Raw genomic sequence first — 232 nt, forward strand, 5'->3', positions numbered from 1 at the left:
GCCGCCTTCGGTGACCGACTCGGTTGCAGTGAGCTTGGCGATAACTTCGTTCGAAGTGTCCTTGATGTCCACCGAGGCCGAAGGCTTGCTGACCACCAGGTTCTCGAACTGGCGACCGTCCGGCACGCTGGTGCCGGTGATGCTGACAGTCAGCGAGCCGGCGTCGACGTACACGTCTTCGCCTTGGGCGTCGTGGGTGAAGATGGCCGAGGTTTCGCCCTTCTTGATCACC

General features: G+C 62.1%; 1 protein-coding gene. It reads right to left on the reverse strand.

Annotated features, from left to right (window positions below; all coding sequences use genetic code 11):
• Positions 1–232 (reverse strand): immunoglobulin-like domain-containing protein (locus AC5PZ0_RS28380; RefSeq protein WP_493856233.1); only part of this gene is annotated, 232 nt, incomplete at both ends.

This window comes from Pseudomonas sp. 5.2, assembly GCF_059025405.1.